Origin of the sequence: Actinoplanes sp. KI2, from assembly GCF_025630775.1 — a bacterium.
Taxonomy (GTDB): Bacteria; Actinomycetota; Actinomycetes; order Mycobacteriales; family Micromonosporaceae; genus Actinoplanes.
This window is the reverse complement of sequence record NZ_JAOSZE010000022.1, coordinates 55,531-77,770: the sequence shown is the minus strand read 5'-3', so window position 1 is coordinate 77,770 and position 22,240 is coordinate 55,531. Positions and strand designations below refer to the sequence as shown.

19 protein-coding genes and 1 pseudogene are annotated in these 22,240 nt (G+C 69.8%); 11 read left to right on the top strand and 9 right to left on the bottom strand.

Features of this window, described 5'->3' with window-relative positions; translation table 11 throughout:
- Positions 1-249: 249 nt before the first annotated feature.
- Genes ODJ79_RS23550 through ODJ79_RS23530 form a run of 5 tightly spaced genes read left to right on the top strand, consistent with a single transcriptional unit; the run spans position 250 to position 4,968 of the window.
- Positions 250-1,824: a circularly permuted type 2 ATP-grasp protein gene (locus ODJ79_RS23550; protein ID WP_263025718.1), complete on the top strand. Its 1,575-nt coding sequence runs from the start codon at positions 250-252 to the stop codon at positions 1,822-1,824.
- Positions 1,818-2,756, top strand: a complete 939-nt coding sequence (locus ODJ79_RS23545) for an alpha-E domain-containing protein (RefSeq protein ID WP_263025717.1) — start codon at positions 1,818-1,820, stop codon at positions 2,754-2,756. Before ODJ79_RS23550 ends, ODJ79_RS23545 begins: the two co-directional genes overlap by 7 nt.
- Complete coding sequence (locus tag ODJ79_RS23540; protein WP_263025716.1) at positions 2,753-3,616, top strand: transglutaminase family protein; 864 nt, start codon at positions 2,753-2,755, stop codon at positions 3,614-3,616. The genes ODJ79_RS23545 and ODJ79_RS23540 overlap by 4 nt, the downstream gene beginning before the upstream one ends.
- Positions 3,617-3,621: 5 nt before the next feature.
- A complete protein-coding gene (locus ODJ79_RS23535; protein ID WP_263025715.1) occupies positions 3,622-4,164 on the top strand; it encodes a GNAT family N-acetyltransferase in 543 nt (180 codons plus the stop codon).
- Between the two features lie 30 nt (positions 4,165-4,194).
- Positions 4,195-4,968, top strand: a complete 774-nt coding sequence (locus tag ODJ79_RS23530) for a TetR/AcrR family transcriptional regulator (protein WP_263025714.1) — start codon at positions 4,195-4,197, stop codon at positions 4,966-4,968.
- A 184-nt stretch (positions 4,969-5,152) separates the two neighbouring features.
- Here the strand turns inward: ODJ79_RS23530 and ODJ79_RS23525 are convergent, their stop codons facing one another.
- Positions 5,153-6,901, bottom strand: coding sequence for an acetyl/propionyl/methylcrotonyl-CoA carboxylase subunit alpha (locus ODJ79_RS23525; protein WP_263025713.1), 1,749 nt, complete (start codon positions 6,899-6,901; stop codon positions 5,153-5,155).
- Between the two features lie 59 nt (positions 6,902-6,960).
- On the opposite strand from ODJ79_RS23525, the gene ODJ79_RS23520 reads away from it, so the two are divergent.
- The 3 genes from ODJ79_RS23520 to ODJ79_RS23510 are packed head-to-tail and all read left to right on the top strand — an operon-like array spanning position 6,961 to position 9,279.
- On the top strand, positions 6,961-7,533 hold the full coding sequence (locus ODJ79_RS23520; RefSeq protein ID WP_263025799.1) for a PadR family transcriptional regulator: 573 nt from the start codon (positions 6,961-6,963) through the stop codon (positions 7,531-7,533).
- A gap of 42 nt (positions 7,534-7,575) precedes the next feature.
- Positions 7,576-8,520 (top strand): ATP-binding cassette domain-containing protein, encoded by a 945-nt coding sequence (locus ODJ79_RS23515; RefSeq protein ID WP_263025712.1) that lies wholly within the window; start codon positions 7,576-7,578, stop codon positions 8,518-8,520.
- Positions 8,521-8,523: 3 nt separating this feature from the next.
- Positions 8,524-9,279 (top strand): ABC transporter permease, encoded by a 756-nt coding sequence (locus ODJ79_RS23510; RefSeq protein ID WP_263025711.1) that lies wholly within the window; start codon positions 8,524-8,526, stop codon positions 9,277-9,279.
- Positions 9,280-9,402: 123 nt separating this feature from the next.
- Here ODJ79_RS23510 and ODJ79_RS23505 read toward each other — a convergent pair whose 3' ends face one another.
- The 7 genes from ODJ79_RS23505 to ODJ79_RS23475 form a co-directional block, all read right to left on the bottom strand.
- On the bottom strand, positions 9,403-10,017 hold the full coding sequence (locus tag ODJ79_RS23505) for a Maf family protein (RefSeq protein ID WP_411267365.1): 615 nt from the start codon (positions 10,015-10,017) through the stop codon (positions 9,403-9,405).
- A gap of 66 nt (positions 10,018-10,083) precedes the next feature.
- Positions 10,084-11,232 carry a S8 family serine peptidase gene (locus tag ODJ79_RS23500; protein WP_317620692.1) on the bottom strand — a complete coding sequence of 383 codons (1,149 nt, stop codon included), beginning with the start codon at positions 11,230-11,232 and terminating at the stop codon, positions 10,084-10,086.
- Positions 11,233-11,234: 2 nt separating this feature from the next.
- A complete protein-coding gene (locus ODJ79_RS23495; RefSeq protein ID WP_263025709.1) occupies positions 11,235-12,566 on the bottom strand; it encodes a hypothetical protein in 1,332 nt (443 codons plus the stop codon).
- A 255-nt stretch (positions 12,567-12,821) separates the two neighbouring features.
- The gene (locus ODJ79_RS23490; protein ID WP_263025708.1) at positions 12,822-13,985 is read right to left on the bottom strand and encodes a S8 family serine peptidase; all 1,164 of its coding nucleotides are present in this window, start codon (positions 13,983-13,985) and stop codon (positions 12,822-12,824) included.
- A gap of 3 nt (positions 13,986-13,988) precedes the next feature.
- The gene (locus ODJ79_RS23485; protein ID WP_263025707.1) at positions 13,989-15,365 is read right to left on the bottom strand and encodes a hypothetical protein; all 1,377 of its coding nucleotides are present in this window, start codon (positions 15,363-15,365) and stop codon (positions 13,989-13,991) included.
- Entirely contained in the window at positions 15,365-15,793 is a 429-nt protein-coding gene (locus ODJ79_RS23480) for a hypothetical protein (RefSeq protein ID WP_263025706.1), read from the bottom strand. Before ODJ79_RS23480 ends, ODJ79_RS23485 begins: the two co-directional genes overlap by 1 nt.
- Positions 15,794-15,940: 147 nt before the next feature.
- Positions 15,941-16,138 carry an acyl-CoA carboxylase epsilon subunit gene (locus ODJ79_RS23475; protein ID WP_263025705.1) on the bottom strand — a complete coding sequence of 66 codons (198 nt, stop codon included), beginning with the start codon at positions 16,136-16,138 and terminating at the stop codon, positions 15,941-15,943.
- 102 nt (positions 16,139-16,240) lie between these two features.
- Between ODJ79_RS23475 and ODJ79_RS23470 the strand changes: the two are divergent.
- The 3 genes and pseudogenes from ODJ79_RS23470 to ODJ79_RS23460 all read left to right on the top strand — a co-directional run.
- Positions 16,241-17,488, top strand: a pseudogene (locus tag ODJ79_RS23470) (serine/threonine-protein kinase); the annotation flags it as partial.
- A gap of 2,169 nt (positions 17,489-19,657) precedes the next feature.
- Positions 19,658-19,873 carry a hypothetical protein gene (locus tag ODJ79_RS23465; RefSeq protein WP_263025704.1) on the top strand — a complete coding sequence of 72 codons (216 nt, stop codon included), beginning with the start codon at positions 19,658-19,660 and terminating at the stop codon, positions 19,871-19,873.
- A 23-nt stretch (positions 19,874-19,896) separates the two neighbouring features.
- Positions 19,897-20,631 carry a M50 family metallopeptidase gene (locus tag ODJ79_RS23460; RefSeq protein WP_263025703.1) on the top strand — a complete coding sequence of 245 codons (735 nt, stop codon included), beginning with the start codon at positions 19,897-19,899 and terminating at the stop codon, positions 20,629-20,631.
- On the opposite strand, the gene ODJ79_RS23455 is transcribed toward ODJ79_RS23460, so the two are convergent.
- The gene (locus ODJ79_RS23455) at positions 20,628-22,193 is read right to left on the bottom strand and encodes an acyl-CoA carboxylase subunit beta (protein ID WP_263025798.1); all 1,566 of its coding nucleotides are present in this window, start codon (positions 22,191-22,193) and stop codon (positions 20,628-20,630) included. The two genes, ODJ79_RS23460 and ODJ79_RS23455, sit on opposite strands and share 4 nt — an antisense overlap.
- Between the last annotated feature and the right edge of the window lie 47 nt (positions 22,194-22,240).

Below are 22,240 nucleotides of genomic sequence, written 5' to 3'. Positions count from 1 at the left end.
GATCCCGATCATGGGTGGGAAGCCGCGCCGGTTATTTCCCCCGATTTCACCCGCCCGCGCCGAGCGAGTTTTTCGCTCGCCGCTCCCGGGCGTACCGTTTGATTGCCGGAGACGCCGGGTCCCCCGTTCTCGGTGTCTCGGCGATGGGCCGTCGGTAGGTCCCGTACCGACGGCCCACCCGTAAATCCCGCTTGAAGAGCGCATTTTCCGTGTTACGCAAGCGAAACGAGCCGTGCGTAGGGTCCTCGCATGGCGGATCTTTTCGAGGAGTACCGCCTCGGCCCGGGCTGGGACGAGATGTTCAGCGAACTGGGCATGCCCCGGGCGAGCTACGAGGCGCTGCACGCCACGCTCCAGCCGCTCTCCAGCGCGGAGCTGGGCACCCGCGCCGAGGTGCTGGCCCGAGCCTTCCTTGACCAGGGCATCACCTTCGCGCTCAAGGGCGTCGAGCGGCCGTTCCCGCTGGACATCGTGCCCCGCATCATCGCCGCGGCGGAGTGGCGGTCGGTCGAGCTCGGCGTGGCGCAGCGGATCCGGGCGCTCGAGGCGTTCCTCGCCGACGTGTACGGGACCGGCCAGGTGCTCGCCGACGGCGTGGTTCCCCGGCGGATCATCGCGACCAGCGCCCACTTCCTGCGGGCCGCGGCCGGGATCAACCCGCCCAACGGCGTCCGCATCCACGTGGCCGGCGTCGACCTGATCCGGGACGAGCAGGGCACGTTCCGGGTGCTCGAGGACAACGTGCGCATCCCGTCCGGGGTGAGCTACGTGATGGAGAACCGGCGGGCGATGGCCCAGGTGCTGCCCGAGGTGTTCGCGGCCACCCGGATCCTGCCGGTGGACAGCTACCCGGCGATGCTGCTGCGGGCGCTGCGAGCGGCCGCGCCGGTCGGGGTGAGCGACCCGACCGTGGTGGTGCTCAGCCCGGGCGTCTACAACTCGGCGTACTTCGAGCACGCGCTGATCGCCCGGGAGATGGGGGTCGAGCTGGTCGAGGGGCGCGACCTGGTCTGCGTGGGCAACGACGTGGCGATGCGCACCACGGGCGGCGAGCAGCGGGTGGACGTCATCTACCGGCGGATCGACGACGACTTCCTCGATCCGGTGCACTTCCGGGCCGACTCGGTGATCGGGGTGGCCGGCCTGCTGAACGCGGCGCGGGCCGGGCGGGTGACGATCGCGAACGCGGTGGGCAACGGGGTCGCGGACGACAAGCTGCTCTACACGTACGTGCCGGACCTGATCCGCTACTACCTGAACGAGGAGCCGCTGCTCGCCAACGTGGACACCTACCGGCTGGACGAGCCGGGCGTGCTGGACGAGGTGCTCCCCCGGCTGGACTCGCTGGTGCTCAAGCCCGTGGACGGGGCCGGCGGCGCGGGCATCGTGATCGGGTCGCAGGCCTCGGAACGGGAGCTGTCGGACGTACGGGAAAAGGTCTTGGAAAACCCGCGCGGATGGATCGCCCAGCGCGAGGTGAAGCTCTCCATGGTGCCGACGCTGGTCGGCAGCCGGCTGCGCGGCCGGCACGTCGACCTGCGGCCGTTCGCGGTGAACGACGGCGAGAAAATCTGGGTGCTGCCCGGCGGGCTCACCCGGGTCGCGCTGCCCGAGGGCGCGCTGGTGGTCAACTCCAGTCAGGGCGGCGGTTCCAAGGACACCTGGGTGCTCGCCGGGGACGACGACATGGTGCCGTTCGAGGTGCCCTCGCGGCCGATCACGCGCGCGCCGCTCTCGCCGGCCGCCAGCCCCGATCTCGGCCCCGGCGCATCGGGCAGTGAGGAGCAACAACAACAGCAGCAGCAGGGGAGATCGTCGTGCTGAGCCGCATCGCGGAGTCCCTGTACTGGATCGGCCGCTATGTCGAGCGCGCCGAGGACACCGCCCGCATCCTCGACGTGCACCTGCAGCGGGTCCTCGCCGACCCCTGGACGCAGGAGGACTCGGCCTGCCGCTCGCTGCTGGCCGTGATGGGCATGCCGATCGTCGACGGCCCGTTCACCTCGGCCCAGGTGATCGGGCTGCTCGGCCTCGACGACCACAACCCGTCCTCGGTGGTCGGCGCGCTCGCCGCGGCCCGGGAGAACGCGCGCGGCGCCCGCGAGACGGTCTCCTCGGAGATGTGGGAGTGCCTGAACGCCACCTGGAACGGCCTGCCCAACGCCCGCCGGCAGGTCGAGCAGCAGGGCGTGCACGCGTTCTTCCGCTGGGTGCGCGAGCGCTGCGCGGTGATGGCCGGGCTCACCGACGCCACCATGAGCCGGGACGAGGGCTGGCTGTTCCTGGTGCTCGGCCGCAGCGTCGAGCGGGTCGACATGACCGCGCGGCTGCTGCGCACCCACGAGCGGGCCGGCGGCAGCATTCCGTCCTGGATGACCCTGTTGCGCTCCAGCGGGGCCTGGGAAACCTTCCTGCGTACGTACCGGGGCGCGCTCGACGACCGCCACGCCGCCGAGTTCCTGCTGCTCGACCGGCTGTTCCCGCGTTCGGTCTTCGCCGCGCTGTCGGCCGCCGAGGGCTGCCTCGCCGATCTGGAGCCCGACCCGGGCCGGGCCGGCGTGGCCACCGACGCGCAGCGGATCGTCGGCCGGGCGCGCACCAACCTCGAGTTCCGCGGCGCGGACGAGCTGATCGGTGAGATGTCCGCGGTGCTGGCCAGCCTGGAGAAGACGTGCTCGCAGGTCAACGACGCGGTCTCCCGGCGGTACTTCCGGCAGACCTCGGCGGTCAACTGGGTTCGGGGAGCGGTCGCATGACGGTGGATTCGTGGCGGCTGCGCATTCAGCACCGGACCGGCTTCGACTACGCCGGGCCGGTGTCGTCGTCGTACAACGAGGCTCGGATGTGGCCCCGCAACGAGGCCCGGCAGGCGGTGCTCGACGCCCGGGTCGAGGTGTGGCCGCCGGCCCGCACGTACCGGTACGAGGACTACTGGGGCACCGTCGTCACCGCGTTCGATGTGCACGCCAGGCACGAGGCGCTCACCGTGACCGCGACGTCCACGGTGGAGACGCTGCCGCCCGGCGACCTGATCTCGGCCGGCGAGGGCCCGAGCTGGGACGCCCTGGAGCTGCCCGAGGCGGTCGACCGCTGGTACGAGCTGCTCGTGCCCAGCCCGCGCACCGGGCTCGACGACGAGCTGCGCGGCATCGTCGCGGACATCAGGGGCTCGCACGCCACCCCGTACCTGGCCGCGCTCGCGGTCTGCGAGTTCGTCCGCGGTGAGGTGACCTACCAGCCCGGCGCGACCGGGGTGCAGAGCGACGCGCTGCACGCGTGGGCCCAGCGCAAGGGCGTCTGCCAGGACATCAGCCACCTGACCGTGGGCATGCTGCGGGAGATGGGGCTGCCGGCCCGGTACGTGTCCGGCTACCTGCACCCGATGCCGTCCGCCGCGATCGGGGAAAGCCTCGTCGGGCAGAGTCACGCCTGGGTGGAGTGGTGGGTGGGCCGGTGGACGGCCTTCGACCCGACCAACGGGGTACCGGTCGGCGAGCGCCACGTCGTGGTCGGGCGCGGGCGCGAGTACGGGGACGTGCCGCCGCTCAAGGGGGTCTACGCCGGGCCGAAGAGCACCGGACAGGGCGTCGAGGTGACCATCACTCGCCTACGCTGAGCGTCGTGCCCGCACTGATCTCGCCCACCGTCGAGCTTCAAGCCTCGTTCCTGCGTGCCATGGCGGAGCACCGGGCGGAGGGGCGCGGCCTGCCCTCGGACGAGTCCAACGTGGGCATGTACCTCCGCGTCTACGGCGCTACCTGGGACGACAAGGCGGAGTTCGCCCGCTTCGTCGGCGACCTGCTGGCCCAGGAGTCGGCGGACGCGCCGCGCCCGGCGCTGTTCGTGCCCACCACGTCGGTGTGGTGGGTCGAGGGCGACGAGTACCTGGGCCGGCTGGGCATTCGGCACCGGCTCGCGCCCGGCCGGGTCGGCGAACGAAACGGCCACATCGGGTACGACGTGCGCCCGTCGGCCCGCCGGCAGGGGCACGCCACGGCGATGCTCGCGGCCGCGCTCCCGATAGCGGCGTCCCTGGGCCTGTCGCGGGTGCTCATCACCTGCGACGACGACAATGTGGCCTCCCGTCGCACGATCGAGCGCAACGGCGGCGTGCTGCACGACCAGCTCGACGAGAAACTTCGCTTCTGGCTGCCCACGTCCTGAATCTTGCCAGTGGCTAGTTACCATCGGGCCATGGCGAAACCGACCTACCATCATGGCGATCTGCGCCGGGCCCTGTTGGCAGCCGTCGAGGAGGCGATCACCGAGAACGGCGTGGCCACGCTGAGCATGCGCGACCTGGCCCGCCGGGCCGGGGTCTCGCACACGGCGCCCACCCACCACTTCAGAGACAAGGCGGGGCTGCTCACCGCGTTCGCGATCGAGGGTTTCGAGCAACTGGCCAAGGCGCTGGCGACGTCCCGGCTGGCCAGCAACAGCATCGTCGAGATGGGCGTCACCTACATCCGGTTCGCGGTGACCCGCCGGGCGATGTTCGAGGTCATGTTCCGCACCGACCTCTACCACCGGGACGATCCCGACCTGCTGGCCGCTCGGGCGAGGGCAGCCGACATGCTCTACGCCGCCGTCCTCGACCTGCCCGACGCCATGCCGGCCGCGTCCGACGGTGTGCCCGCTCCGGACGGCGGCGTGGCGGCCTCGGCCGGCGGTGCTCCGGCCGATGGCGCCTCGGATGGCGGTGCCTCGGCTGGCGGTGCTTCGGCCGGTGGTGCCACGTCCACTGTGGTGAGCGTGACGGACGGCGTGGTGCGACCGGCTCGGCCCGCTAAACCCGGCGCCGCCGAGACCGCGCCGCCGGAGGTGCGCACCGCCGGCCGGGCCGGCTGGTCGATGGCGCACGGCTTTGCCACGCTGTGGCTGACCGGCGCGTTCCCGGACAGCGACGGTGACCCGGCCGAGGCAGCCCGGCAGTTGTTCACCGAGCTCGCCTGGGTGCACGCGTCATAGCCGTGGCGGCCGGGTTCAGTGCGCGGCCCACTCGGCGTGGCGACCCACCGGGCGTGGCGGCCCACTCGGTGCGGCAGTCCGTTCAATGCGGCGGACGGCTCGGTGCGGCGGTCCGCTCGGTGCGGCGGGCGGCTCGGTGCGGCGGGCGGCTCGGTGCGGCGGTCCGCTCGGTGCGGCGGCTTGCTCAGTCGATCGTGCAGATCACCGTGCCGGCCGTGACCGTGGCGCCGACCTCGACGGACAGGCCGGCGACCGTGCCCGGCTTGTGCGCCTGCAGGGGCTGCTCCATCTTCATCGCCTCGACCACGACGATGGTGTCGCCCTCCTGCACCTCGTCGCCGTCGGAGACCGCGACCTTGACGATCGTGCCCTGCATCGGGGCGGTCAGCGCGGTCGCGCCGCTCGCCGCGGCCGCGGTCGCACCGCCACCCGATCGACGCGCACTGGGCCGGGCGGCGGGTGCTGAACTCGTACCGGAGAAAAGGGTCTTTGGCAGGCTCACCTCGAGCCGTTTCCCGCCCACCTCGACCACGACGGTCTCGCGCTCGGCCGGCGCGGCGCCGGCCGCCGCCGCGACGAACGGCGGCACGACGGCGGCCCATTCGGTCTCGATCCATCGGGTGTGGACGGTGAACGGCGCGGCCGTGAACGCCTCGTCGCGCACCACCGCGCGGTGGAACGGCAGAACGGTGGCGATGCCCTCGACCACGGTCTCGTCGAGGACGCGGCGGGAGCGCTCGAGCGCCTCCTCGCGGGTCGCGCCCACCACGATGATTTTCGCGAGGAGGGAGTCGAAGTTGCCGCCGATCACGCTGCCCGCCTCGACGCCCGCGTCGACCCGCACGCCGGGGCCGAGCGGCCAGGTGAGCGACGTGACCGTGCCGGGCGCCGGCAGGAAGTTGCGGCCAGGGTCTTCGCCGTTGATGCGGAACTCGATCGCGTGGCCGCGGGGGGTCGGGTCTTCGGTGATGGCCAGCGTCGCGCCGTCGGCGATGCGGAACTGCTCGCGGACCAGGTCGATGCCGGCCGTTTCCTCGCTGACCGGGTGCTCGACCTGCAGACGGGTGTTGACCTCGAGGAACGAGATCGTGCCGTCCTGGCCGACCAGGTATTCCACGGTGCCGGCGCCGTGGTAGCCCGCCTCGCGGCAGATCGCCTTGGCGCTGGAGTGGATCTGGGCGCGCTGCTCGTCGGTGAGGAACGGGGCCGGCGCCTCCTCCACCAGTTTCTGGTGACGGCGCTGCAGCGAGCAGTCTCGGGTGCCGACCACCACGACGTTGCCGTGCAGGTCGGCGAGGACCTGCGCCTCGACGTGGCGGGGACGGTCGAGATAGCGCTCGACGAAGCACTCACCGCGCCCGAACGCCGCGACCGCCTCGCGGGTGGCACTCTCGAACAGCGCCGGGATCTCGTCGAGGGTGCGCGCCACCTTGAGCCCCCGGCCGCCGCCGCCGAACGCCGCCTTGATCGCCACCGGCAGACCGTGCTCGCGGGCGAAGACGATGATCTCGTCGGCGTCGGCCACCGGCTCGGCCGTGCCCGCCACCAGCGGGGCACCCGCGCGCTGGGCGATGTGCCGGGCGGTGACCTTGTCGCCGAGGTCGCGGATCGCCTGCGGGGTGGGGCCGACCCAGATCAGCCCGGCGTCGAGCACGGCCTGGGCGAACTCGGCGTTCTCGGAGAGGAAGCCGTAGCCCGGGTGCACCGCGTCGGCGCCGCTGCGGGCCGCGACGTCGAGCAGCTTGTCGATCCGCAGATAGGTCTCGGCGGCGGTCTCGCCACCCAGTGCGTACGCTTCGCCGGCGAGCCGGGCCGGCAGGCCGTCGCGGTCGCTGTCGGCGTAGACGGCGACGCTGGCGAGGCCGGCGTCCTGGCAGGCCCGGATGACCCGGACGGCGATCTCGCCACGGTTCGCGATCAATACCTTGCGCACGGCCTGAGCTTAGTGGCAACGGCCGACAGTTCTACTCTGAAGTAGTGTCCGCTACGCGCATGATGATCCTCGGCCTGGTGCACTGGATGCAGCCCGTCCACGGTTACGACGTGCGGCGCGAGTTGCTCAGCTGGAGCGCGGACAAGTGGGCCAATGTGCAGCCTGGGTCGATTTACCACGCCTTGCGGAAGCTCAGCGAGGAGGGCCTGCTGCGCGAGGTCGGCACCGAGCAGGTCGGCGGCCGGCCGGCCCGCACCACGTACGAGATCACTGAGAAGGGCCAGGCCGAGTTCCAGACGCTGCTGCGCGGCAACTGGTGGACCATGACCGCGGCGCCCGATCCGTTCATGGCGGCCTTCGCGTTCCTGCCGGCACTGTCCCGGGAGGAGGCGGCCGCGGCGCTGCGCAACCGGGCCTTGCAGTTGCGGGCGGGCACGCAGCAGTTGGAGGCGGCCACCGCGGCCGATTGGGCGGACCGGAAGCCGATCTATGTGTCCTGGATGTGGGAGCTGTCGATCGCCCGAGCCGAGGCGGAGATCGCCTGGTGCGAGCGGACGGCCAAGAAGATCGAGGCCGGTGACCCGTACCTGCCGGACCGGCCCGGTTATGAGGAGTGGCCCCGGGAGCTCTAGTCAAGTTTGACTAGTAAAACTTGAGCATCGTACGCTTCCCGCATGATAGAGACTCGCGGGTTGCGCAAGTCGTTCACGTCGCGCCAGGGGCGCGAGAAAAAGACCGTCGAGGCCGTACGCGGCGTGGATCTCGACGTCTCCGAGGGCGAGATCTTCGGCTTCCTCGGTCCGAACGGGGCCGGCAAGACCACCACGCTGCGCATGCTCGCCACCCTGATCGAGCCGGACGGCGGCACCGCCACGATCGCCGGCGCCGACCTGCGCCGCGATCCCGGCGAGGTGCGCCGCCGGATCGGCTACGTCGCCCAGGGCGGCAGCACGTGGGACGACTCGACCGCGCGCGAGGAGTTGGTGCTGCAGGCGCGCCTCTACGGCGCGAGCAAGGCGTCGGCTCAGGCGCGTGCCGCGAGTGTCCTCGACGGCTTCCAATTGAGCGAGTACGCCGATCGCAGGTGCAAGACGTACTCGGGCGGCCAGCGGCGCCGGGTCGACATCGCGCTCGGCATCATCCACGAGCCCCAGGTCGTCTTCCTCGACGAGCCGACCACCGGGCTCGACCCGCAGAGTCGCGCACACATGTGGGACGAGATCCGCCGTCTGCGTGCGGAGGGCATGACGGTCTTCATCACCACGCACTACCTGGACGAGGCGGACGCGCTCTGCGACCGCATCTCCATCATGGACAACGGCGAGATCGTCGCGTCCGGCACGCCCGCTGCCCTCAAGCGGGAGATCTCCGGCGACGTCGTGCGGGTCGCCCTGCCGGTGAACGCGATCGCCGCGGCGGCCCAGGCCCTGGAGAACTACAAGATCGAGACGTACGACGACAGCGTGCGCCTGTTCGTGGACGACGGCGCCACGGCGATCCCGCAGATCCTGCGCGCTCTCGACGCGGCCGACGTCCCGCTCGGGGCGATCGAGCTGCACCGGCCCAGCCTCGACGACGTGTTCCTCACCAAGACCGGCCGATCCCTGCGGGAGAGCTGACCCATGAAAATGCTGCGTGACACCTCGCTGATCTTCCAACGTCAGATGCAGTTGCTCCTGCGCAACCCGGTCTGGATCTTTGTGGGCGTCTTCCAGCCGGTGATGTACCTGCTGCTGTTCGCGCCGCTGCTCAAACCCGCGCTCCAGGTGAGCTCCAACGCCGAGGCGTACGAAATCTTCGTCCCTGGTCTGTTGGTTCTGCTGGCGATCTTCGGGGGCCTGTTCCAAGGCTTCGGCCTGATCGCCGAACTGCGCGCCGGAGTGATCGAACGATCCCGGGTGACTCCCGTCAGCCGGTTGGCGCTGCTGCTCGGCCGCTCGCTGCGCGACGTGGTCTCGCTGATCGCCCAGGCCGTGATCATCACGCTGCTGGCGCTGATCTTCGACCTGCGCGTGGTCCTCCTCAACCTGCTGCTGGCGTACCTGATGCTCGCGCTGATCTCGCTGATGACCTCGGCGCTCAGCTACGGCGTGGCGCTGGTGGTGAAGAGCGAGGACGCGCTGGCGCCGCTGATGAACACGGTGGCCCAGCCGGTGCTGCTGCTCTCCGGGATCCTGCTGCCGCTGACGTTCGCGCCGGGCTGGCTGCAGGGGATCGCCGATTGGAACCCGTTCTCGTGGGCGGTGGACGGGACGCGGGCGTTGTTCCGCGGTGATCTGGGTGCGCCCGCGGTCTGGCAGGGCCTGCTCATCATGGCGGTGCTGGCCGCCGCTGCGGTGGGGTGGGCGGCGCGGGAGTTCGCTCGCAGCGTGCGGTGAATCGAGTTGGTGACCCGCCCTTCTCGGGGCGGGTCCTTCTTGGGCGGGTGCCTCTTGGGCGGGTGCCTCTTGGGCGGGTGCCTCTTGGGCGGGTGCCTCTTGGGCGGGTGCCTCTTGGGCGGGTCAGGCTCGCCAGAGTGAGGTGATCGAGACACCCATCTCGAGGAGCAGTCTGCGCAGCAGCGGCAGGGACAGCCCGATGACGTTGCCCGCGTCGCCCTCGATCCGCTCCACGAACGCGCCGCCCCGCCCGTCGATGGTGAACGACCCGGCCACGTTGAGCGGCTCCTCGGTCGCCACATAGGCGGCGATCTCCTCGTCGGTGACCTCCGCGAAGTGCACCACGGTGGTGCCGACCGCCTCGGCCTGCCGGCCACTGACCAGCCCGGTCAGGTGATGCCCGGTGTGCAGCACGCCGGATCGCCCGCGCATCATCGTCCACCGCTTAGCGGCTGCCTCGGCGCTGGCGGGCTTACCGAAAACCTGCCCGTCGAACGCCAGCACCGAGTCACACCCGAGCACCAGAACACCGGGATCCGGCGGCAGCTCGGCGGCCACCGCGCGCGCCTTCATCCGGGCGAGGGTCAGACAGATCCCGTACGCGTCCCCGGCATCGACGTTGGACTCGTCCACCCCGCTGACCACCACCTCGGCATCGATGCCCGCGGCGCTCAGCAGAGCACGCCGAGCCGGGCTGGCCGAGGCCAGGACGAGCCGGTAGTTGATGTCGTTTCCCACGCCACCGAGGCTACAAGCCACAACCATGCGCGAAGGCCCACAGACCCCGCGTTTCAACCCGAAGTTTCAGCGCCGGAGCCGGCGTCGCCACAACACGAGGAACCCCACCACCCCACCGGCAATGACCAACCCGCCCAGCACCACCAAAAGGGTTCGCGGTGCACCGTTCGAGACCACCTGCGCTGCCGGCGGAGTCACGGCGGTAGCCCCCGGATCGAGATATCCGTCCCGCCCGCTCCCCACCGAACCGGCCGTGGGGGTGGCGGCAGAGGCAGCCCCCGCCAGCGGCGGCACGTCAGCGGTCAACGCCTTCACAATGTTCAGCTCGCCGAAGCCGCACTCCTTGTCCCGCCCGGGCGGCCCGATGTCGTCGGCGGTAGCGGTCAACCGATGAACGACCTCACGAGCCGACAGCTCAGGAAACTTCGCCCGCACCAGAGCAGCCGCCCCGGAAACGATCGCCGTGGCCGGCGAGGTCCCCGTGCTGTCCACGTATCTGGTCTTCGGCTCAGCCGTTCTGATCTTCTCGCCAGGGGCGCAGAGCTGAACCTTGGAGTCGTCGATGGAGAAGGACGCGTGCTTCCCATCCATACCGGTGGCGCCGACGACCAGCACCCCGGCTATCGCGGCCGGATAGTCGATGATCGCCGACTGCGGCGCGTTGCCGACGGCGGCGACGACCACGATGTTCGCGGTCAGAGCGTCCGCGACCGCATCTTCGATGTCAGGGTCGGGGCCCGTTCCCACCGACACATTGATGACGTCGGCACCGCTCGTCACGGCCTGCTCGATGCCCTTGCCCAGGTTGGCCTTGTTGGCCTCTCGCGGAGTGTTCTCCACCTTGATCGGCAGAATCTTGGCAGACGGCGCAATTCCCAGAACCCCGTCCCCTCCTCGTCCGTGCGAGGCGATCACCGCTGCCATATTCGTGCCGTGGCCGGAATTGTCGTCCTGCCCATTGCCAGTCTCGCCAGTGACGGTGGTCGCGCCGGTGAGGAGGTTTCGTCGCAGATCGGGATGTGGGTAGGTCCCGCTGTCGACGACCGCGACGGTAACGCCGACGCCTTCGGTGATGGCATGCGCTCGTAAGATTTGCAGAGTCTTCAGGTACCACTGGGCGTCGCGAGTGCCGTCGGCGACCGCCGGAGAGGGCGGAGTCGCAACGACGGCTGCGAGAACGGTGGCTCCTGTGGCCGCGAGGATTCTGAGTCGCATCCTCAATCGAGTCCAATCAGAGGTCCTGGATCGATCCGTCGTTCCCGCGGCGGCAGGACGATCGGGTCAACGCCTTCGGTGATCTCCCACGGATTGGTGGGATCCCATCGTGGCCGTTCCTCGTCCTGGCGATGTCCCTGCCGCTGTCCGACGCCCGTTCCATACAGTCCGCCGGATTGCTCGCCGGCGCCGTGCCGGGAACGTAGCGCACGCCCGCCCTCGCCGATAAGCCCACCGACCGGATTGATGCGTCGCGACGTGATGCGCCCGGAGCCCGACTGACTGGAGACGCCGCCGGGAAAGCCGCCGATGAATCCACTCGGTGTCCTGGCCCGCGTAGCTCCTCCAGGGATGCGAATTCCGGCACGAGTTACGCCCTCGTGGGGCACGTCGACTGGCCGTCCCGGGCCAGGACCGGTCGGCGGCACGGGTGATCCGATTCCGGGAAACACTCCCGCACTGGGCGGTGGAAAGCCACGATTCGACTGCGGACCGCCCGCTACGCCGGGGAGCGGAGACTCTAAGGAGCCGACGCCGGCGGTGGACGGTGGCGGTAGCACGGGCTGGTCGATGCCTCCGAGGACCAGCCCGGGCGGCAGTCCGCCAGCCTTACTCGCCGCGGCCGACGACGGCAACATTTTCTCCGCATCCGAAGGCGCAGTTGGCGCGTTGCGAGCGGCGGGCCGCGGGACTATCGGCGGAATCGGCGGGGCCACGAATTGGCCGCCGGTGGCGGGCGTCGTGATGTCACCTCTTTCGGTGATCGTCTTGTACGGGGTTGGCTTGATGACTTGAGCCTGGGACTCGGCGAGGTCGGTGCTCACGCCGCTGAGCAGCTTCACGGCCTGGAGGCGGAGTTCCTCCTGGCGGCTCGGGGCGACCGGTGGCGCTACGTTGCTCGGGCCGGATGTCGCGCCAGTCTGTTGGCTGTTCGCAGCGAAGGCTTCAAGCGCCGCCTTGTTGCTCTCGTACTCTTGGTAGATCTTGTGCATCTGGGCCTGCGCCTGATCGATGGAACCGGTGGCCACGAAAAGGGCTCGCTGGTTGGCGATCGATGCCTCGTAGGTCTCGTTGAGGCTCCTGATCAGCACGTCGAGACGATCGAGGTATGCCGCTGCGGCCGCGCTCTTTTGCGGCGGCCAGACGGCCGCGAGGTTGTTGCGGTATTCCTGCATCTGGTACAGGTGATCGCCAAGTAGCTGGGCGGACTTGTTCCACGCCTCGACCAGCTGCCATTGCGCTTCGACGTCAGGGTTTTGGATCAGACGCTGCATCAAGTCGAGCGTCATCGACTCCCAGGGCGTTCCTCCGCCACCGCCGCCTGTGTCCAGCATGGGCCACATCCTTGCCGGGTCTCGGCCGGGATATGCGCCCGGCCGAATGCCGTTAGCGCGTCGCGGATCTTCGCATGGCGAAGTTTGTCGGAGTCGCTGTGGGGATTTCTGATCTTAATTGCGACCGTGGGGGCGACGCATAGGCGAGAGTAGCCAATCGGCGCCAGCGCGGAAGAAAATTATCCGGCGCCTGTGGATAACCCAATCGGGGTGGACGCCGAATAATGATCGACGATCAATTGTGCGGCGGGAAGATCAGGAGTTGTTGCGGCGCTGCCGGGCTACGAACAGGGCCACCAGACCGCCGGCCACGACGAGGCCGACCACCAGTCCGAGGATCAGCGGCGTGCTGCTCGAGGCCGGCTTGGTGTCCCCGTTCTCGGGCTGGGCGGCGGCCGTCGTCGCGCCCGGGTCGATGTAGTGGGCCTGACCGTCGCTGCTCGCGGTGGCCGACGCGGTGGCGGCGGGGGAGGCGGTGCTATTGGCCAACGGGGGCACGTCGGCGGTGAGCGCCTTGACGATGTTCAGCTCGCCGTAGCCGCACTGGTCGTCACGCCCGGGCGGGCCGATGTCGTCGGCGGTCGCCTCCAGACGATGGATGACCTCAGGGCCGGACAGGTTGGGAAACTTCGCCCGCACTAGAGCGGCCGCACCCGAAACGATGGGCGCCGCGAAGGATGTGCCGTCGACGTCCGCGTATCGTTTTTTGGGCTCGGCCGTGATGACGTCCTTGCCGGGCGCGCAGATGTCGACCTTCTTGTCGACTATCGAGAACGGCGCGTGTTTCCCATTCCGGTCGGTGGCGCCCACGACAAGGACGCCGTCAATCGCCGCCGGATAGCTGAGAATGGCTGCCTCGCTAGTGTTTCCGGCGGCCGCAACAACGACGATGTCATGACTGATCGCCCCGTTGACCGAATTGATCAGTGCGTCGGTGGGGCCGGTTCCTGAGGATACGTTGATAACTTTCGCACCGTGGGCTATTGCCCAGCCGAAGGCATCCGTCGCGGCATCGATGGACAATCCGTTCGCCTTGTTCCCGATCTTGATTGGGAGAATCTTGGCGGACGGCGCGATTCCTAGGACGCCGTCGTTGTTTCTTCCGTGCGCGGCCACCAGCGCCGCCACATTCGTCCCGTGACCGTTGTCATCGACGCGTCCGTCACCCGTACCCCCGGGCAGGAGATCGGCCCCCGGCAGGAGGTTCCGCTGGAGGTCGGGATGCGGGTATACCCCAGTGTCGATGACGGCGACTGAGACGCCGGATCCCTCGCTGATGGTTTGGGCCTGCGCCACGTTCAGGCTCTTGAGGTACCACTGATCGTTGCGAACACTGTCCGCGAACGCGGGAGTCGCCGGAACCGCAACGGCGGCCGCAAGTGAGATGGCCCCTGCGGCCGCGGCGAATCGAGAACGCATCGGTCAGCCGAGCCCGATCGCCGGACCTGGATCGACGCGCTGAGCCTGGATCGGCAGAACAACCGGGTCGACGCCTTCGACGGTCGCCCACGGGTTGTCGGGGTCCCAGTGCATGTTCTCGCCCTCGTCCCGACGCCCGGACCGTCGACCGGCCGCGCCCTGTCCGTACATACCGGCGGGGTGCTCCGCGGCGGGCATGCCAACGCCGCGACGTGAGCCGACCCCGCCTTCACTCTCACCGATGACGCCGCCTACCGGGTTGACGCGCCGGGTTCCGGTGCCCGGTTGGCCGAGGCCGCGGGCGCCTGGGCTACCGCCGATGATGCCGCCGGGCGCCATCGCTCGCATGCCACCCTCGGGCAGACCGCCGGACCGCAGGACTCCTTCACGCGGCACGCCGAGACCTCCAGGCCCAACACCGGGCGCGGCCGGCTTCAGCGGCGAGCTTCCGCCTGGCAGCGGGCCGATGCTCGGCGGTAGGAGACCGGGGTTGGGCAGCGGCCCGCCGCCACCGCCACCGGGGTTGATCGGAGCTATCGGACTGATCCCGGGTGCTGTCGTCGGCAAGGTTGGGCTTGCCCCGCCGAGCACGATGCCAGGCGGGGGCGTGCCGGTGGTCGGCGTTACCGGGGTGGCCGTCGCCGGGGTGGAGGTCGGGAAGGTAGTCGTAGTCCCCGTTGGCCGCGTAGTGGTGGTCGTGCCGTCGACCGAGGTCGGGATGATCGGCGGGAGTGCGGGAGCGCTGTAGGTGCCCCCGTCTCGGATGGCCTTGTTATCTTCGAACGTCGGATACTCGGTGTAGGCGACCGGCTTGACGATGTGGGCCTGGGCCTGAGCCAGCTCGGTACTCACGCCGCTGAGCAACGTTGCGGCTTGGGCTCGCAGCGCCTCCTGCCGTCCCGGGGCGACCGGCGGCTCGTCGCCGCTCGCGCTGGGACTCGGTGTCGGGGTGGCGCTGTTCTGCTGCTGCACCAACTTGGCGTTGTAGGCGTCCAGAGCAGTCTTGTTGGCCGAGTACTCCTCGTAGATCTTGTCCATCTGGAGCTGGGCGCGATAGATGGACCCAGTCGCTGCCGAAAGAGCCGCCTGGTTGGTGACCGACGCGTCGTACGTGTCGGAGAGGTTCTTGATCAGCTGGTCGAGCCGGTCCAGATAGGCGGCCGATGCCGCGCTCTTCTCCGGAGGCCAGGCGGCGGCGAGATTGTCCCGGTACTGCTGCACCTGGAACCTGTGCTCGCTCAACAGGTCAGCGGATTTCTGCCACGCGCTGGCCAGCTTCCACTGGGCGTCGGTGCTCGGGTTCTGGATCAGCTGCTGCATAAGTTCGAGAGTCATCGACTCCCACGGGGTACCGCCGCCACCGCCGCCTCCGTCCAACATCAGGCCACCCCCTGATCGGGCTGCTGGGCCGGGATGCCGACCTGATCGAAAGCCTTGTTGACGTCGCCCACCTTCGCGTGGGAAAAGGCGTCCGAGCCGCGGTAGGTGTCGCTGATGTCCTTCGCGGCGATCGCGAAGCTCTTTGTGCCGTTCGCGTAGTTGTAGACGTTCTGGTGGGTGACGTCCATGGCGTCGCGGTGTACGAACAGGAACGTGTAGAGCTCGATGAACTCGCTCGGCGGGTCGGGCAGTTTGGTCGACATGCCGTCGGTGACCGTGGTCAGGTGTGGGGCGTAGTTGTCGGCGACGTTAGCCGACAGCTTCTGGGCGAAGTGCTCCATCGCCTGGATGTCGGCCTCGATCTGGCTGAAATCCGTATACCCATAGTCACGCAACCAGGCGGGACCCAGGTCGTCCTCAGGAATCATTCGTGCCCTCCCCCGACCGAACTCTGCACATCACCGGAACGCCGACGACGCATAGGAGAGAGTAGTCGGTCGTCGCCAGCTTCGTGGAACCCTCTCCAGCGGATGTGGACAGTAGTATCTCCCGCCGATTGATCGATGATTGATGATCTATCGGGGGAGGCCGGAGTGGCGCCACGAGGAAGGGCCCATCGACGGTCGTGCGGACATCATCCAGGCGGAAACGGGTGGCCGGGGCGAAACCGTATCCATCGAGGTGGATCGGGCCGCGATGACCGCGACCAGGGCGGCCAGCTCTCGATCGGTCGGAGTGCCGCGTACGACGCTGACCAGCGGTTCCTCATCCATCGACCGAGCGTACGACAGGGGAGTAGCTTGTCCGGTGACACGCGTCCCACACTCGGCTGATCGATTCGCTGTCGCTGGACAGGACCGGGTATTTTCTGCGTGATGTCTTCTTCTCCCCCAGCCGTAGTCGCTGACCGTTACCGGCTCATTGCGCCGCTCGGTCAGGGCGGGATGGGTCGCGTCTGGCGGGCGGTCGACGTTGTCCTGCACCGCGACGTGGCCATCAAGGAGCTGGTTCCGCCGCCCGGTCTCACCCCGGGCGAGCGGCAGGAGATGCGTGAGCGGTCGCTGCGCGAGGCGCGCGCGATCGCCCGGCTCAACAACGTGAACGTGGTCCGCGTCTTCGACGTGCTGCGGACGGATGCCGACCCGTGGATCGTCATGGAGTACGTGCCGTCCCGTTCCCTGCAGGACACGCTGGCTGCCGAGGGGCCGTTCAACCCGGTTCGGGCCGCCGAGATCGGCCTCGGCGTGCTCGGGGCCCTGCGCGCCGCGCACCGGGCCGGCGTCGTGCACCGCGACGTGAAGCCGGGCAACGTGCTGATCGGCGCCGACGGGCGGGTCGTGCTCACCGACTTCGGCCTGGCCACCGTGCCGGGCGACCCGAACGTCACGCGTACCGGGCTGGTGCTGGGCTCGCCGGCGTACATCGCCCCGGAGCGTGCTCGCGAGGGCACCGCCGGCCCCGCCGCCGACCTCTGGTCGCTCGGCGCCACGCTCTACGCCGCCGTCGAGGGCGCCTCGCCGTTCGCCCGTCCGTCGGCGATCGCCACGCTCGCGGCGCTGGCCACCGAAAACCCGCCGCCCGCCCGCAACGCCGGCCCGCTCAAGCCGGTGCTCAACGGTCTGCTCCGCAAGGACCCGTCGCACCGGATCAACGCGGAGGAGGCCGAGCGCCTGCTCAACCGGGCCGCCGGCCGCCGCTCCAAGCTTGCCTTCCCGATGAGCCCGACCATGCGCCGGCCGGGCGTGGGCCGCGACCGGCTGGGCGCGATGGGCCCGACCGGGGCGACTCCGGTGGTGCCGGGGCCCCGGCCGCCGGTTATTCCGGCGCGACCGGTGGATCCGCCGGGTCGTGCGCCGCTCACGGGTGGTCGCCCGGCGGTCGGCGAGGGCCGGCCGCCGGTTTATGTGCCGGGCAAGGCGCCCGTCGGCCGCACCGACCCGGACCGTCCGACCAGGGTCGACGCCCCCCGCCTCGACGCGACGCGGGTGGATACCCCGCCAGTCAAAGACGACAAAACCTCCAAATTCTTTGGTACGCGCGACCACGCCCCAACCGCATCGAGTCCACCCCCGGGCTCGCCCCCGGTGCGCCCGGGAGCGACGCCCGCGAATCCCCCGATGCGCACGAGTCGAGGCGGGCCGGGCGCGTTCACGGCCGCGGACGTCGCCGCCAATCGCCGGCGCCAGGCTGCCCCCGAGCACGAACAGTCCCTAGCCGAGGCGACCTCGCTGGTCAGCCGCGTCGACACCCCGCCGGCCGACGCCACCACGGTCGTCAGTGGTCCGCCCGCCGACGCCACCACGGTCGTCCGGGGCCCGGTTGCCGATGCCACGACGATCGTCGGCGGCCCGCCCGCGGACGCCACCACCGTGGTCCGCGGCCCGATAACCAACTCGGCCGAGGCGACCACGGTCGTCCCCGCCCCGCAGCGCCCGAAGAAGAAAGCCACCCCGCCCGCGGAGACGAAGCAGCCCAAGGCTGGACCGGCCGACACAAAGCAGCCCGAGGCGAAGCCCTCGGAAGGGGCGCAGCCCGCGGAAGAGGCGCAGCTTGCGGGAGGGGCGAAGTCTGCGGAGGAGGCGAAGCCTTCCGAAGAGGCGCAGCCCAAAACGAAGGCGCAGCCGAAGGCCAAGGCACGGCCTGAGGCGAAGACCCAGCCCCACACGGAAGCCCAGCCCGACGCGAAGGTCGCCGCGGCCCCATCGACCGGGAGCCCGACGAAGTCCGCGAACGACGAAGCCGCGGTCGTCACCGACAGCACCGACGCCGACAAGTCGGAAATATCCGATAGGGACACCGGCCGGGACGCCAAGAAGCCGAAGAAGGCCCAGCCGCAGGCGGCCGACGCGCTCGAAGGAGCCAAGGCCACCCCGCTAAACGCCGATAAATCGGAAATGTCGCTGGCTGCCGTCCAGGTCCCGCTCACCCGTCCCGCTTCGCCCACGGCCGAGCACACCGCTGAGTCCACGGCCGAGCCCAGGGTCGAGCCCACCGCAGAGCCCACGGCCGAGCCCGAGACAGAGCCCGCCCAGCCCCAGCCCGGCGACCCGAAGGCTGAACCGAGCGAGCCCGCCACCGCTGCCGACAAGGCGAAGGCCGCCCCCGACACGCCCACAGCCGGCACCGACAGGGCGAAGGCCGCCCCCGACACGCCCACAGCCGGCACCGACAAGGCCCAGCCAACCCCGAACGAGCCCACGCCGCCTGCCGACATGGCGACGACCGGGCCCAGCGTGCCCATCGTCGGGCCCGGCAAGTCCACCGCCGGGCAAAGCAAGTCCACCGCCGGGCAAAGCAAGCCCGCCACAGGCCAAGACGAGCGCGCCCCGGCAGCCGGCGACCCCGCGGCCCACTCCGGCAGGGACCCGGACGACCTAGCTCCCATCTCCCCGCCGATCAGCCGTTCGACGAGGCCGGCCTGGCGCCCGATGGAGGTCCGCCCCTCCGCCCGCCCCGGCATCACCGTCTTCGGCACCCGCCTGACCTACGCTCAGGCCGGTATCGGCGCCGCCGTCCTGCTCGTCGTCCTCGTCCTGCTGGTCGTGCTGGCCGTCAAGGCCTTCGGCAACGACGACACCCCGTCGACGACCAAGCCGACCGCCGCCCCGACCGCCGTGGTCAAGCCGACCGGCGCCGGCAACGGCCCGGCCGGCAACGGCTCGAACGGGAACGGCTCGAACGGGAACGGCTCGAACGGGAACGGCCGGCCCAGCGACAACGCCTCGACGACCCCGTCCGCGACCAGTCAAGCGCCCACCCCCGGCAGCTTCGTCCTGCCCGCCGGCTGGCGGATGTACACCCAGCCGGCCACCTCCAGCGCCCCCGCGTTCACCATCCCCATCCCGAACAACGCGAAGATCACCGGCGGTCGGGGCGTCACGGTGGAGTTCCGGTGGAACAACCGCCTGCTGATCGTCGACCGCACCAACAGCCCGCAGCCGGACGCCTACCAGGACCTGAAGGACAAAGAGGCCGCGGGCAGCAACAAGCGCGACTACTCGCTCCTCGGGATCAGGAAGGTGCAGTACCGGGACTACGACTCGGCCGCCGACTGGGAGTATCTGTACACCTCGGAGAACGGCAACCCGCAGCACGTGGTCCGGCGCAACATTCGGGTCGACGCGCACTCCGCGTACATGCTGTCGTGGTATGTCTCACCGGAGGACTGGGGTCCGTCGCAGGCCCAACTTAAGACCCTCTACCAGGGATTTCAGCCGGGCTGACGACACCGATGTGCGTGACACCGCGGAAATGGGTAATCCGTTCGGTGTCACGGATGGAGGTGCAGTGCCATGAACTGCCGACGGCACGGCAGTAAGCCCACGATCGGTCTCTGGATGCTGATCGCGATCGCTGATGTCGCGATCCTGGTCGCCGCCGCCGGTGTGGTCACCATGCTTCTGATCGTGGCCGGCCTGGTCGCCCTCGCCGGTGGCGTGGTCGCCGCTCGCGCCCTGCTGCACCGGTCCGACGGGGCCGGCAAGACGGTGGCTCGGCCGCGGGCTTAGCGTGATCGGCTACAGTCCCCGGCGTGTCGATCGACGGTGTGACTGACTTCTGGGACAAGCTGCTCGGCGCTCAGCCGGACCCGCCCGGCCTGCTGGTGTTGCTCACCGCGCTGGCCGGCTTGCTGGCGGTGGCGATCCGCCCGGTCTGGCGGGTGGCCCGTAACGCGGTGACCATCGCCCATGAGGGTGGTCATGCGTTGGCGGCGCTGCTGACCGGCCGTCGGCTGCGCGGCATCCGCCTCGAGTTCGACACCTCCGGCCTGACCCTGTCGTCGGGTCGGCCGACCGGGCCGGGGATGATCCTGACCCTGCTCGGCGGGTATGTCGCGCCGTCGCTGGTCGGCGTGCTCGGCGCCTGGCTGCTCGGCGGCAACCGGATCACCCTGCTGCTCTGGCTGGCGGTGCTTCTGCTGCTGCTCATGCTGATCAACGTGCGCAACCTGTTCGGCGTGATCTCGCTGGTGGTCACGGGCGCGATCGTCTTCATCGTGTCCTGGTTCGCGTCGCCGCAGATCCAAGCCGTTTTCGCGTACGCCGGGGTCTGGTTCTTGCTGTTCGGGGGTGTTCGCCCGATCTTCGAGTTGCAGAGTCTCCGCCGCCGGGGCCGGATGCCGCAGTCGGACGCCGACCAGCTCGCGCACATCACCCACGTGCCGGCCCTGTTCTGGGTCGGTGTCTTCCTCGCGGTGGATCTGGCCGCGCTCGTGGCCGGCGCCTTCCTGCTGGCCGGCCAGTGGCTGCCAGCAGCGACCTCCTAAAGGGGAATGTTGCCGTGCTTCTTGGGCGGCAGCGTCTCGCGCTTGGTGCGCAGCATCCGTAGTCCCTTGGTGATCTGCGCTCGGGTCTCGGATGGGCGGATGACCGCGTCCACGTACCCGCGCTCGGCCGCGATGTAGGGGTTGGCCAGCGTGTCCTCGTACTCCTGGATCAGCTCGGCCCTCCGCGCCGCCGGATCGCCGGCCGCCGCGAGCTCGCCCCGGTAGAGGATGTTGACCGCGCCCTGCGCCCCCATCACCGCGATCTGCGCCGTGGGCCAGGCGAAGTTCAGGTCGGCGCCGAGGTGCTTGGACCCCATGACGTCGTACGCGCCGCCGTACGCCTTTCGCGTGATCACGGTGACCTTGGGGACGGTGGCCTCGGCGTACGCGTAAATCAGCTTGGCGCCCCGGCGGATGATGCCGTCCCACTCCTGGGAGGTGCCGGGCAGGAAGCCGGGCACGTCGACGAAGGTGACCACCGGAATGTTGAAGGCGTCGCAGGTGCGCACGAAGCGGGCCGCCTTCTCGCTGGCCGCGATGTCGAGTGTGCCGGCGAAGTGCATGGGCTGGTTGGCGACGACACCGACCGGCCGGCCCACGACCCGGCCGAAGCCCACCACGATGTTCTGCGCGTAGAGCGGCTGCACCTCGAGGAAGTCGTCGACGACGGCCTCGACTGCCTGCTTGATGTCGTAGGGCTGGTTGGCCGAGTCGGGGATCAGGGTGTCGAGCGCGAGATCGGCCGCCGAGGGGGACAGGTCCGCCGCTTCCTCGAACACGACGGGCTCGTCCAGATTGTTGGACGGCAGGTAGGACAGCAACGCGCGCACGTAGTCGATCGCGTCGTCCTCGTCCGCGGCCAGGTAGTGGGCGTTCCCGCTGCGCGAGTTGTGGGTGCGGGCGCCGCCCAGCTCCTCGAAGCCGACCTCCTCGCCGGTCACCGTCTTGATCACGTCGGGCCCGGTGATGAACATGTGCGAGGTCTGGTCGACCATCACGGTGAAGTCGGTGATCGCCGGGGAGTAGACCGCGCCGCCCGCGCACGGACCCATGATCAGCGAGATCTGCGGGATGACGCCGCTGGCCCGGACGTTGCGGAAGAAGATGTCGGCGTAGAGGCCGAGCGCGACCACGCCCTCCTGGATGCGGGCGCCACCCGAGTCGTTGATCCCGACGATCGGGCAGCCGATCTTCATGGCCAGGTCGAGGACCTTGACGATCTTCTCGCCGAAGACCTCGCCGAGCGAGCCGCCGAAGATCGTGAAGTCCTGGGAGAAGACGCAGACCTGGCGGCCGTCGACGGTGCCGTAGCCGGTGACGACGCCGTCGCCGTACGGGCGGTTCCGCTCCAGGCCGAAGTTGGTGCTGCGGTGCCGGGCCAGCTCGTCCAGCTCGACGAACGAGCCCTCGTCGAGGAGCAGCTCGATGCGTTCGCGGGCGGTCTTCTTGCCGCGGGCGTGCTGCTTCTCGACGGCGCGGGCCGAACCGGCGTGCACCGCCTCGTCGGTGCGCAGCTCGAGATCGGCGAGCTTCCCGGCGGTGGTGTGGATGTCGGCCTTCATCGAGTCTTCAGTCCGGTCAAGTGTGGTGGTGGGGCGGTCGGATGGGG

What these genes read in the sequence shown, in the direction of transcription:
- ODJ79_RS23550 (WP_263025718.1), top strand. Translation starts at nt 250, where the DNA reads ATGGCGGATCTTTTCGAGGAGTACCGCCTCGGCCCGGGCTGGGACGAG.
- ODJ79_RS23540 (WP_263025716.1), top strand. Translation starts at nt 2,753, where the DNA reads ATGACGGTGGATTCGTGGCGGCTGCGCATTCAGCACCGGACCGGCTTC.
- ODJ79_RS23530 (WP_263025714.1), top strand. Translation starts at nt 4,195, where the DNA reads ATGGCGAAACCGACCTACCATCATGGCGATCTGCGCCGGGCCCTGTTG.
- ODJ79_RS23520 (WP_263025799.1), top strand. Translation starts at nt 6,961, where the DNA reads ATGATGATCCTCGGCCTGGTGCACTGGATGCAGCCCGTCCACGGTTAC.
- ODJ79_RS23515 (WP_263025712.1), top strand. Translation starts at nt 7,576, where the DNA reads ATGATAGAGACTCGCGGGTTGCGCAAGTCGTTCACGTCGCGCCAGGGG.
- ODJ79_RS23510 (WP_263025711.1), top strand. Translation starts at nt 8,524, where the DNA reads ATGAAAATGCTGCGTGACACCTCGCTGATCTTCCAACGTCAGATGCAG.
- ODJ79_RS23500 (WP_317620692.1), bottom strand. Translation starts at nt 11,232, where the DNA reads ATGCGACTCAGAATCCTCGCGGCCACAGGAGCCACCGTTCTCGCAGCC.
- ODJ79_RS23495 (WP_263025709.1), bottom strand. Translation starts at nt 12,566, where the DNA reads ATGCTGGACACAGGCGGCGGTGGCGGAGGAACGCCCTGGGAGTCGATG.
- ODJ79_RS23490 (WP_263025708.1), bottom strand. Translation starts at nt 13,985, where the DNA reads ATGCGTTCTCGATTCGCCGCGGCCGCAGGGGCCATCTCACTTGCGGCC.
- ODJ79_RS23485 (WP_263025707.1), bottom strand. Translation starts at nt 15,365, where the DNA reads ATGTTGGACGGAGGCGGCGGTGGCGGCGGTACCCCGTGGGAGTCGATG.
- ODJ79_RS23480 (WP_263025706.1), bottom strand. Translation starts at nt 15,793, where the DNA reads ATGATTCCTGAGGACGACCTGGGTCCCGCCTGGTTGCGTGACTATGGG.
- ODJ79_RS23475 (WP_263025705.1), bottom strand. Translation starts at nt 16,138, where the DNA reads ATGGATGAGGAACCGCTGGTCAGCGTCGTACGCGGCACTCCGACCGAT.
- ODJ79_RS23465 (WP_263025704.1), top strand. Translation starts at nt 19,658, where the DNA reads ATGAACTGCCGACGGCACGGCAGTAAGCCCACGATCGGTCTCTGGATG.
- ODJ79_RS23455 (WP_263025798.1), bottom strand. Translation starts at nt 22,193, where the DNA reads ATGAAGGCCGACATCCACACCACCGCCGGGAAGCTCGCCGATCTCGAG.